General features: G+C 43.4%; 15 protein-coding genes and 1 pseudogene. All 16 read left to right on the top strand.

Annotated elements, in window-relative coordinates; all coding sequences use genetic code 11:
• Positions 1–95 (top strand): EF-Tu C-terminal domain-related protein (locus F557_RS21650; RefSeq protein ID WP_211209526.1); only part of this gene is annotated, 95 nt, incomplete at its 5' end.
• Between the two features lie 347 nt (positions 96–442).
• Positions 443–838: a preprotein translocase subunit SecE gene (gene secE / locus F557_RS0101455; RefSeq protein WP_169335149.1), complete on the top strand. Its 396-nt coding sequence runs from the start codon at positions 443–445 to the stop codon at positions 836–838.
• A gap of 92 nt (positions 839–930) precedes the next feature.
• Entirely contained in the window at positions 931–1,461 is a 531-nt protein-coding gene (gene nusG / locus F557_RS0101450) for a transcription termination/antitermination protein NusG (RefSeq protein WP_044142792.1), read from the top strand.
• A 196-nt stretch (positions 1,462–1,657) separates the two neighbouring features.
• Entirely contained in the window at positions 1,658–2,089 is a 432-nt protein-coding gene (gene rplK, locus F557_RS0101445) for a 50S ribosomal protein L11 (RefSeq protein WP_019000491.1), read from the top strand.
• Between the two features lies 1 nt (position 2,090).
• On the top strand, positions 2,091–2,786 hold the full coding sequence (gene rplA, locus F557_RS0101440) for a 50S ribosomal protein L1 (RefSeq protein WP_019000490.1): 696 nt from the start codon (positions 2,091–2,093) through the stop codon (positions 2,784–2,786).
• Positions 2,787–2,990: 204 nt separating this feature from the next.
• Positions 2,991–3,491, top strand: coding sequence for a 50S ribosomal protein L10 (gene rplJ, locus F557_RS0101435; RefSeq protein WP_019000489.1), 501 nt, complete (start codon positions 2,991–2,993; stop codon positions 3,489–3,491).
• A gap of 35 nt (positions 3,492–3,526) precedes the next feature.
• Entirely contained in the window at positions 3,527–3,886 is a 360-nt protein-coding gene (rplL, locus tag F557_RS0101430; protein WP_019000488.1) for a 50S ribosomal protein L7/L12, read from the top strand.
• 129 nt (positions 3,887–4,015) lie between these two features.
• Positions 4,016–4,399, top strand: coding sequence for a RidA family protein (locus F557_RS0101425; protein WP_019000487.1), 384 nt, complete (start codon positions 4,016–4,018; stop codon positions 4,397–4,399).
• Positions 4,400–4,487: 88 nt separating this feature from the next.
• Entirely contained in the window at positions 4,488–4,832 is a 345-nt protein-coding gene (locus tag F557_RS0101420; protein ID WP_019000486.1) for a DsrE/DsrF/TusD sulfur relay family protein, read from the top strand.
• A 9-nt stretch (positions 4,833–4,841) separates the two neighbouring features.
• Positions 4,842–5,219, top strand: coding sequence for a hypothetical protein (locus F557_RS22090; RefSeq protein WP_019000485.1), 378 nt, complete (start codon positions 4,842–4,844; stop codon positions 5,217–5,219).
• A gap of 20 nt (positions 5,220–5,239) precedes the next feature.
• Positions 5,240–5,635: a DsrH/TusB family sulfur metabolism protein gene (locus tag F557_RS0101410; RefSeq protein ID WP_019000484.1), complete on the top strand. Its 396-nt coding sequence runs from the start codon at positions 5,240–5,242 to the stop codon at positions 5,633–5,635.
• 272 nt (positions 5,636–5,907) lie between these two features.
• A complete protein-coding gene (rpsL, locus tag F557_RS0101405) occupies positions 5,908–6,282 on the top strand; it encodes a 30S ribosomal protein S12 (protein ID WP_019000483.1) in 375 nt (124 codons plus the stop codon).
• Positions 6,283–6,370: 88 nt separating this feature from the next.
• Positions 6,371–6,841 carry a 30S ribosomal protein S7 gene (rpsG, locus tag F557_RS0101400; RefSeq protein ID WP_019000482.1) on the top strand — a complete coding sequence of 157 codons (471 nt, stop codon included), beginning with the start codon at positions 6,371–6,373 and terminating at the stop codon, positions 6,839–6,841.
• A 75-nt stretch (positions 6,842–6,916) separates the two neighbouring features.
• Positions 6,917–9,022 (top strand): elongation factor G, encoded by a 2,106-nt coding sequence (gene fusA / locus F557_RS0101395; protein ID WP_019000481.1) that lies wholly within the window; start codon positions 6,917–6,919, stop codon positions 9,020–9,022.
• Between the two features lie 51 nt (positions 9,023–9,073).
• A complete protein-coding gene (gene tuf / locus F557_RS0101390; protein ID WP_019000480.1) occupies positions 9,074–10,261 on the top strand; it encodes an elongation factor Tu in 1,188 nt (395 codons plus the stop codon).
• Positions 10,262–10,576: 315 nt separating this feature from the next.
• Positions 10,577–10,976, top strand: a pseudogene (locus F557_RS22540) (transposase); the annotation flags it as partial.

Genomic DNA, 10,976 nt, shown 5'->3' with positions numbered 1-10,976 from the left:
TTCACCCGGTTGCTATGTCCAAGGGCCTCCGTTTCGCTATTCGTGAAGGCGGTCATACCGTTGGCGCTGGCGTTGTTGCCGAGGTTGAGGCTTAAGTAAGGTCTCATGCCCGAGATTTGTTTTCGGGCGTTATAAAATTGATAGGTTGTAATTGTTTGGGACTGCTTCGGCGGTCCCAAATTTTAATAGCGTGTCATTAGCAAAATGGATATAATGCCCCGCGGACTTATCTATGAATATAAGGGGGAAGCTAAACAGTGTGCTGTTTAGCGTCTTTTATGCTTCTCCTTGCCGTTATTAACGTACTGTTTTAGAAGTTCGTTCCTGCGGCACTTTAGTTAAAAGGAATCTTTTCATGACTTCGAAGTCAAAAAAGAATAAACAGGAACAAAGTGCAGAACAGACAGCCGGTAATGTAGGAGCTGCTGTTTCAGGTAGCTCAGTGTCTGATAAAAAGAAAATTAGCGGTAAAGATATTTTTCTTTGGTCGTTGTCTGTGCTCTTCCTTATTGTTGCTGTCGGTGGTAATTATTATCTGAACAGACAGTATGAATCATTCTTTTCCGAAAATCAGCTTTATCAGCTGTTCAAGGCCTTTGGTGTAATTTTCATAATAGTTTTGTCTGTGGTGATAGTAGGTTTTACTGCTACCGGCAGACATGTCATAAGTTTTACCAGGGAATCATACATTGAAGTCAGAAGAGTGGTATGGCCAACTGGTCAGGAGGCTCGTGCTACAACTGTTTACATTGGGGTTGTGACGGTAGTTGTAGCTTTGATGCTGTGGCTTTTTGATATGGTATTTATGACACTGATAAGCCTTTTTAACAAGATTTAAGGATCCTGAATATGGCACAAAATAATAATGCTGAGACTGAGACAAAGGAAGATGCAAAAGCAGGTATCGTTGCTGTGTCGTCGAATCCTAAAATGAAATGGTATGTTATCCAGGCTTTTTCCGGGTATGAACAGAGAGTGGCAGACACCTTGAGACTGGAGATTAAAAATCAAGGTATGCAGGATTTCTTTGGAGAAGTGTTGGTACCCAAGGAAAAAGTTCGTGACATGAAAGAGGGTAAGAAGGTTGAATCTGAGAGAAAATTCTTCCCGGGGTATGTTCTGATTCAGATGGTGATGAATGAAAAGACATGGCTTATGGTGCGGCATACCGACAGGGTTCTTGGATTTGTCGGCGGCAGTGTCAATAAACCAATGCCCATTACCGATGCTGAAGCTGAACGTATTCTCAGTCGTTTGAAAGAAACCGAAGACTCTCCCAGACCTAAGACAGTGTTTGAGCCTGGTGAATTGGTACGTGCTATAGACGGTCCGTTCAAGGATTTCGCGGGTACTGTAGAATCTGTTGACTATGACAAGAACAGAGTCAAGGTTTCTATCACCATATTCGGACGGTCTACTCCGGTTGATCTGGAGTTCAGCCAGGTTGTTAAGGAAAAATAACAGATTCGCTGTTTTGTTATCTTTTATAGGACCTTTAAGAGGTCCTATTTTTTTTTTGGCCAGGATGCTTATTGATAAAATTCTTGACCCTTGTCAAAATTTGTATATAATTCACACGATTTTGTGTCAGTAAATCTGACTTTTTTGTTCAAAAGGGGAGTGCTTCGGCGCGTTTGTACCCAGAAGGATATAGAAAATGGCTAAGAAAGTTCAAGCTTATGTTAAGCTTCAGGTAAAGGCAGGAATGGCAAATCCTGCACCTCCTGTTGGTCCGGCATTAGGTCAGCAGGGTGTTAACATCATGGAATTCTGTAAAGCTTTTAATGCTCAGACTGACAAGTTTGAAAAAGGTTCTCCGATTCCTGTTGTTATAACCGTATATTCTGATAAGTCCTTTACCTTTGTTCTTAAGACCCCGCCCGCTTCTTATCTCATTAAGAAGACTCTCGGTCTTGATTCCGCATCCCATAAGCCTGGGAAGGAATTTGTCGGCACAATTACCAAGGAACAGCTCCTTGCTATTGCAGCTACCAAGGAAAGTGATATGACCGGAGCCGATGCTGAAGCATCAGCAAGATCAATTGCAGGTACCGCACGTTCCATGGGTATCAAGGTGGAGGGCTTATAATATGGCAAAATTATCCAAGCGCATGGCTGAGATCAAGAAGTCCCTTGATAAGACCAAAGTTTACAGCGTTGTTGAAGGATTCGATGTAGTAAAGAAATTTGCAACTTGCAAGTTCGATGAATCCATAGATGTTTGTATTCATCTTGGTATTGATGCCAAAAAGTCTGATCAGACTGTTCGTGGTTCTGTAGTTCTTCCTCACGGGACTGGCAAGACCGTTCGTGTGGCGGTGTTTACTCAGGGTGAAAAGGCTGAAGAAGCAAAGGCTGCAGGTGCTGAGTTTGTCGGTATGGCAGATCTGGCTGATAAGATCAAGAAGGGTGAGTCCGGATTTGATGTAGTTATTGCTTCTCCTGATGCCATGAGAGTTGTTGGTCAGTTGGGTCAGATTCTTGGTCCGAGAGGACTTATGCCCAATCCCAAGGTTGGTACTGTTACCCCTGATGTTGCAGCTGCAGTTAAGAATGCAAAGGCTGGTCAGGTTCGTTACAGAAACGACAAGCAGGGTAATATCCAAGCTTCTATTGGTAAGGCTAGCTTCTCTTCTGAGGATCTTAAGGACAATCTTAACGCTCTTATTTCTGCAGTTAAGAAAGCCAAACCTCAGACTTCCAAGGGACAGTATCTTGTAAAGGTAATTGCTTCCTCTACCATGGGTGCTGGTGTAACTCTTGACAAGTCTGAACTTGCTGATTAATCAGTTTGTTGGGGAAATTTGATTATTTCCCCTGTTGTTCGAGAGTTTCGCTCTCGTCCAAGACCGCAGGTGGGTAACCTTAATTTCCTGCGTAGACGGAAAAACTCAGAATGAAAGTTATCTTTCTTCTGGAAGAATTTCCGAGGGGCCCGAAAGGGTGTTGTGCTGGTTTTACCGGCTTTTCCTATCCAGGAGAAAATGCAAATGGCATTACTAATTGATGACAAAAAGGCTATTGTTGCCGAAGTCGCAGAAGCTGCCAAGAATGCAAAATCAGCAGTTGTTGCTGACTCCCGTGGTATTCCTGCCGCTCAGATGACAGCGCTTCGCAAGCTCTGTCGTGAGAATCAGGTTTACGCACGAGTTGTTCGTAACACTCTGCTCAAGCGTGCTGTGGAAGGAACTGAGTTCACCAATATGGATGATCTCTTTGCAGGTCCTACACTAATCGCTTTTTCCAACGAACATCCGGGTGCTGCTGCTCGTTTGTTTAAGGAATTTGCAAAGAAGAATGATAAGTTCCAGATTAAGGGTGCATCTTTTGAAGGTCAGTTAATTTCAGCTGAAAATATTGACGTTCTGGCTACTCTTCCTACCTACGAGGAAGCAATTGCACATCTTATGGCAACTCTCAAAGAAGCTGCCGCTGGCAAACTCGTTCGTACTCTTGCTGCTCTGGGTGATAAACTCCAGGAAGCTGCTTAATTTAGGTTTATTTTTATTTAATAGGAATTTTTGTCATGTCTAAAGAAGAAATCATTGAGGCAATTGCCCAGTTAACCGTAACTGAAGTTGTTGAGCTTGTAAAGGCAATGGAAGAGAAGTTTGGTGTTTCTGCTGCTGTAGCTGTTGCTGCAGGCCCTGCTGCTGGTGCTGCAGTTGAAGAAAAGACCGAATTTGACGTTGTTCTTGCCGATGTTGGTGCTAACAAGATTGCCGTTATCAAGGCAGTTCGTGGTGCTACTGGTCTGGGTCTTAAGGAAGCTAAGGATCTCGTTGAGTCTGCTCCTTGCAAAGTTAAGGAAGCTCTTCCTAAGGCTGATGCTGAAGCTCTTCAGAAGGAACTCGAGGCTGCTGGTGCCAAGGTTGAACTTAAGTAATAGCGCCCTGTTTTTTTGATTTTCATTCTTGAGGCTGGTTGTTTACCAGCCTTTTTTGTATCAATGGTTGAATTTTGGATTTGAATTTTTATAATCTAGATATTCATTTGTTATTTTTGAGGTATGTTCATGGCTAAGGAAATTATAAGCAGTGATAGCGCTCCTGCAGCAATTGGCCCGTATTCACAGGCGGTGCGTGTCGGGAATTTTCTCTATACTTCCGGTCAGATTCCTTTGGATCCTGCTACCGGAAAAGTTGTGGAAGGTGATATTAAAGTTCAGGCAGCTCAGTCCTGCAAGAATCTGCTGGCGGTTCTTGAGGCTGCGGGGATGACTCCTGATAATGTTATTAAGACTGTATGTTTTATTAAGAACATGAACGATTTTGCAGCTTTTAATGAAGTATATGCAGAGTATTTCGGAAAGGCTGCTCCAGCTCGCTCATGTGTTGAAGTAGCCAGATTGCCCAAGGATGTGCTTTGCGAAGTAGAACTTGTGGCTTATAAGGATTAAATTCCTGTTTGTATTTTATTTGCAAGGACGTTCATTTGTCAGTATTAGCTTTTGACAGGTGGACGTTTCTTTTTTCGAAGAATTTTTTATGAAATTTCTTGTGGTTATGACAATGCCGCCTTATGGAGACAGTCGTCTGAAACCGGCATGCGATTTTATTGATGCTGTTATGAACGAAGACTTCGAACTTAATGTGTTTTTCCTATCTGACGGAGTTTGGAATGTTTTAAAAACTATTACTCCAGCGTCGGACGAATGGAATCCGTTAGTTTTTTTTAAAAAATGCTCGAACAGTGCTGGATTGTATTATTGCGAAGCGGCAGGAGCTCGACGAGGTGTCGTTCCGGAAATTGCGGCTTCATTTTTCAAAATGTCGTCATTAGCAGAGCTTTCAGATTTAACATTGCATTCCGACAGAGTGGTAGTTTTTTAGCGATCTTTTATGAAAATGTCATTTTCATCACAGCGTTCTCTAGCTTGTATTTTCTCTAAACCTTCATTTTCTTCTAATCGGGAGACCCTTGATTATCTTTTGGGGGCTTCAGTCTTTTTTGAGAGGTCAGGGGCTTTTCTTTTTAGCACTGCATTTTTCGTCTTTTTGAGAAATTCAGGTGTTAATCCCGAACTTGCAGGAGAGAGGAATTTCATAAAGTCTGTCCCTTTGCTTGAACTACTGGATATTACTGATATTTTTGTTATTGAGAGCGAACTGTTAGCATCTGGATATAACACAGATGATTTTGTAATGCCGATAACGATTTTGAACGAAAAGATCTTTTATGAATATATGAGACGATATACGGACGTTATTATGCTTTGATGTTTAAAAGGAGGATTTTCATGGATATTTTTGGAAAAAACTTGCACGAGGGGGCTCAGAACGAGATTTCTGCTGACATAAAGTCTTCTGTTGTGAATGAGATGCCAAATCAAACTGTTATGGAGAGTTCTTCTCCGAGGGTGTTTATAATAAATACTGACCCTCGGAATACCGATCTTTTGACACGCTGTCTCAAGACTATGCACTCTGAGGACTTTCTTTATCTAATGGCTGACGGGGTTAATGCTCTTCTTGATGAGGCTATGTTTGATATCTTGTCCGATGTTCCAAATCTGTATATCAGTTCATTTGATATGAATGCCCGTTCCATTAGTATCTGGTGCGGAGAAGAGGCTAATGCCTCTCATCTTGTGGCACTGATTGCTAAATACGGAAACCCGATAACCTTCAAATAACAGCTGTGGTAGCTTGTTATTCCTTCTTTTCAGATTCGTTCGTCAGAGCGACGATTCTGTTTGATTTTCTCTTGAATCGTTTTTTCTTGTCATTGTTTACTGAAAAAAAGTTTTTAAAGGCAACCTTTTTTATTGTTTTTTTTGGTAGCTGTCATTATAATCACGCGATTGAGTTGTTTCAGTGCGTGTTGTCCTAAACAACTCTTGTTTTAAGTAGGTCTTACCTATTTGCTGTGTTCCGAAAGGAAATTTTAGAAATTAATGGAGCGATAATGTCTACTATTAATCAGCTGGTGCGTAAGCCTCGCGTTAAGCAGGTAGTCAAGAACAAGGTTCCGGCCTTGCAGGCTTGCCCTCAGAAGCGCGGTGTTTGCACTCGTGTATATACTACTACCCCTAAGAAGCCTAACTCAGCAATGAGAAAGGTTTGCCGTGTTCGTTTAACCAATGGTTTTGAAGTAACCTCCTACATTGGCGGTGAAGGTCATAACCTGCAGGAGCACTCTGTAGTGCTTATTCGTGGCGGACGTGTTAAGGATCTTCCTGGTGTTCGTTATCATACTGTTCGCGGAGCTTTTGACCTTGCAGGTGTAAAGGATCGTCAGCAGGGACGTTCCAAGTACGGTGTTAAGAAGCCTAAGGCTTAATGGTATCCCCGTTAAGTAAGGCCAAACTTAGTTGTAAGAAATTTTTTTGTGTGTTTTGGGAAACTCCTGAAAATACGAGGATATAAAAATGCCTAGACGTCGTGTTGTTGGTCAGCGTAAGATTCTTCCTGATCCGAAGTTCGGTTCTGAATTGCTGGCTAAATTTATTAATGTTGTAATGGTTGACGGTAAGAAGTCAGTAGCTGAAAGCATTGTTTACGGTGCTCTTGATACTGTAGCTGAAAAATCCGGTAAGCCTCATCTTGATATTTTTGAAGAAGCTCTCGACCATATACGTCCTGTTGTAGAAGTAAAGTCCCGTCGTGTTGGCGGCGCTACGTACCAGGTACCGGTTGAAGTTCGTCCTGTTCGTCGTAATGCATTGGCCATGCGCTGGCTTGTTGAGGCTGCGCGCTCCCGCAGCGAAAAGTCTATGGCTCAGCGTCTTGCCGGCGAACTCCTTGATGCTGCCGATAATAAGGGATCTGCAGTCAGAAAGCGTGAAGACGTTCATCGTATGGCTGAAGCTAACAAGGCTTTTGCTCACTATCGTTGGTAGTCTGAGTCGATAGTTTTGTACGGGTGTTTTTATAAACACCTTTTTGAGAACAAAATTTCATAAGGAATTCAAATCTTGACTCGTGAAACTCCTATTGCGCAATATCGTAATATCGGTATTTCCGCACACATCGATGCCGGTAAAACCACTACTACTGAGCGAATTCTGTTTTATACCGGTGTAAATCACAAGCTTGGTGAAGTACATGACGGTGCTGCCACCATGGACTTCATGGAGCAGGAACAGGAGCGTGGTATTACTATTACTTCCGCTGCCACCACCTGCTTTTGGCGTGGTATGTCCAATCAGTATGCAAAGCCGTTCCGGATTAACATTATTGACACCCCGGGCCACGTTGACTTTACTATTGAAGTAGAGCGTTCGATGCGTGTTCTGGACGGTGCTGTAATGGTTTATTCTGCAGTTGACGGTGTACAGCCTCAGTCTGAGACTGTTTGGCGTCAGGCAAACAAGTATCATGTACCTCGCATTGCGTTTGTTAACAAAATGGACCGTACCGGCTCTAATTTTAAGCGCGTTCTTGAGCATATCAAAACTCGCCTTGCCGGACATCCTGTAGCTTTGCAGCTTCCAATTGGTGCAGAAGATAACTTTGTAGGCGTTGTCGACCTTATCAAGCGTAAAGCCATTGACTGGAATGACGAAGATCAGGGTGTAACTTTTGAGTATACCGACATTCCCGAGGATATGAAGGCTGATGTTGAGGAATACCGTTCACAGCTCGTTGAAGCTGCTGCGGAGTCTGACGAAGCTCTCATGGACAAGTATTTCAGCGGTGAGGAACTTTCTGAAGAGGAAATCGTCAAGGGGCTTCGCAAGAGAGTAATTAATTGCGAAATTACTCTTGTTACCTGTGGTACTGCCTTTAAGAACAAAGGTGTTCAGGCACTGCTTGATGCTGTAGTTGACTATCTGCCTTCCCCTGCGGATGTTCCTCCTGTCAAGGGTGAAACTCCTGAAGGAGACCCTGCTGAGCGTCAGGCAAGTGATAATGAGCCGTTCTCAGCTTTGGCATTTAAGATTGCAACAGATCCTTTTGTTGGTAATCTTACCTTTGTACGTTGCTATTCCGGCTATGTCAAGTCTGGCGATGCCGTGTATATTCCGAGCCGTGGCAAGCGTGAAAGACTTGGACGTCTCGTGCAGATGCATGCCAATAACAGAAAGCAGATTTCCGAAATTTATTCCGGCGATATTGCTGCCTGTATCGGTCTTAAGGAAGCTACTACCGGTGATACTCTCTGCGATGAGAACAAACCTATTATTCTTGAACGCATGGAATTCCCGGATCCGGTTATTTCCCTGGCAGTTGAACCTAAGACCAAGGATGACCAGGAAAAGATGGCTCTCGCTCTGCAGCGTCTTGCTCAGGAGGATCCTTCATTCAAGGTTCATACTGATGAGGAATCTGGTCAGACCATTATTTCCGGTATGGGTGAGCTTCACCTCGACATCATTGTTGATCGCATGCGTCGTGAGTTCCATGTTGAATGCAACGTTGGTAAGCCTCAGGTTGCATATAGAGAAACTCTTCGTACCAAGGTTGAATCCGAAGGCAAGTTCATTCGTCAGTCCGGCGGTCATGGTCAGTATGGCCATTGCTGGCTGCGTCTTGAGCCGAATGAAGCCGGTAAGGGTTACGAGTTCGCCAGTGAGATTGTAGGCGGTGTTATTCCCAAGGAATTCATCCCTGCCATTGACAAAGGCTGTCAGGCTACTGTTGAGGATGGCGTTCTTGCAGGTTACCCGGTTGTTGATGTCAAGGTTACTGTTTATGACGGTTCCTTCCATGAAGTTGACTCTTCGGAACTTGCATTCAAGACAGCTGCTTCAATTGCCTTTAAGTCTGGCTTTATGAAGGCAAATCCTGTTCTTCTTGAACCCATCATGAAGGTTGAGGTGGAAACACCTGAAGATTACATGGGCAATGTTGTGGGCGATATTAATCGTCGTCGTGGTATGGTTGAAGGAATGGAAGATGGTCCTACTGGCAAGATTATTCATGCCCAGGTACCTCTTGCTGAGATGTTCGGCTATGCTACTGACCTGCGTTCTCAGACCCAGGGGCGTGCTTCTTACGTGATGGAATTCAGTAAGTATGCTGAAACACCTAGAAATGTTTCAGATGCTATCATTGAAGCTCGCGGCAAGAAGAATTAATGTTTTTTAAGCCCGTCTTAACGGCGGGCTCTGTTAAGGAAATTAAATTAAATGGCTAAAGAAAAGTATGTTCGTAATCTGCCTCACGTTAACGTAGGCACTATCGGTCACGTTGACCATGGTAAGACCACCCTTACCGCTGCTCTCACCACTCTCCTGAACAAGAAGTTCGGCGGCGGTGCAGCAATGTCCTACGATCAGATCGACAATGCTCCTGAGGAAAAGGCTCGCGGTATTACCATCAATTCTGCTCACGTTGAATACGATACCGATAAGCGTCACTATGCTCACGTTGACTGCCCGGGCCATGCTGACTATGTTAAGAACATGATTACCGGTGCTGCCCAGATGGACGGTGCTGTACTCGTAGTAGCTGCCACCGATGGCCCTATGCCTCAGACCCGCGAGCACATTCTGCTTGCCCGTCAGGTAGGTGTTCCTTATATCATCGTATTCCTGAACAAGTGTGACATGGTTGATGATGATGAACTCCTTGAGCTGGTTGAAATGGAAGTTCGCGAACTTCTTAACGAATACAAGTTCCCGGGAGACGATACCCCTGTAATCCGTGGTTCCGCTCTTGGTGCTCTGAACGGCGAAGAGAAATGGGTTGAAAAGGTTTATGAGCTGGCAGCCACTATGGACAGCTATATTCCTGAGCCGGTACGTGATGTTGATCATCCGTTCCTGCTGCCTATTGAAGATGTATTCTCTATCTCTGGCCGTGGTACCGTAGTTACCGGTCGTGTTGAGCGTGGTATCATCAAGGTAGGTGACACTGTAGAAATCGTTGGTATCAGACCTACTGCCACTACTGTTTGTACTGGCGTTGAAATGTTCCGCAAGACCCTTGACGAAGGCCGTGCTGGTGAAAACGTTGGTGTACTGCTTCGTGGTACTAAGCGTGAAGAAGTTGAGCGTGGTCAGGTTCTTGCTCAGCCTGGTTCTATCACTCCGCATACCAAGTTCAAGGCAGAGGTTTACGTACTTACCAAGGAAGAAGGTGGTAGACACACTGCATTCCTTAACGGCTATCGTCCGCAGTTCTACTTCAGAACCACTGACGTTACCGGAACTATTGCTCTGCCGGAAGGCACTGAAATGGTAATGCCTGGTGATAACGTAACCATGAATGTAACTCTGATTCACCCGGTTGCTATGTCCAAGGGCCTCCGTTTCGCTATTCGTGAAGGCGGTCATACCGTTGGCGCTGGCGTTGTTGCCGAGGTTGAGGCTTAATCATTCAGTCTGTGTAAGTCGGACTTGAAATTACAGATAGATAAGGGGGAGTATCCCCCTTTTTTGTTATATCGAGTAGAAATTTCCCAATTAGTAATACTATATAAGATGTGCAAATATTGAGCACATCTTGTCTCAATATCTCATTATTTACTCAATATACCAATCAACAACATAACTACCTCAGTTTTCAGGTAGACATAAATCCCGTTTTCTCTCTAAAAAAATTAAAAAATATCGACAAAATTGTGAAATTTTTCTTGAGTATAGTCTAATTATAGCTTATAATTAGACTATATGTTTGCGGAGTTTGATATGCCAATACCTAGAGATATTCTTGATGTAGAAAGACCTAAAAATACTGTTGTTATTGTTTACGGAGTAAATAAAGATAAGTACGCTGTCAGACAAAGAGTCGGCTGCAAGCGTGTTAACGGAAAGAATATACCGCTCAATGGACCGACTATCGGGCATATTATTAATGGTAAATATGTGCCTAAAAATCAAAATCCAAATATCAATTTATCAAAGAAAAAAGATAATCCGGAATTTAATTTGGACTTAAAGGACTGGGCAAATATTATGCTGTCCAACGAGCTGTTTTCAGGAATATTGGAGGAACTAAAAGAATTATATAGCGAAGATGATGCTCACAGAATATTTGCTATATCTATACTGAGAGTCTGTTATCCGGGAATAAAAGATTATGAGCTAA

It is taken from the genome of Succinimonas amylolytica DSM 2873, assembly GCF_000378405.1.
Taxonomy (GTDB): domain Bacteria; phylum Pseudomonadota; class Gammaproteobacteria; order Enterobacterales; family Succinivibrionaceae; genus Succinimonas; species Succinimonas amylolytica.
The sequence above is the reverse complement of the archived record's forward strand: the minus strand, read 5'-3'. Positions and strand labels throughout refer to the sequence as shown.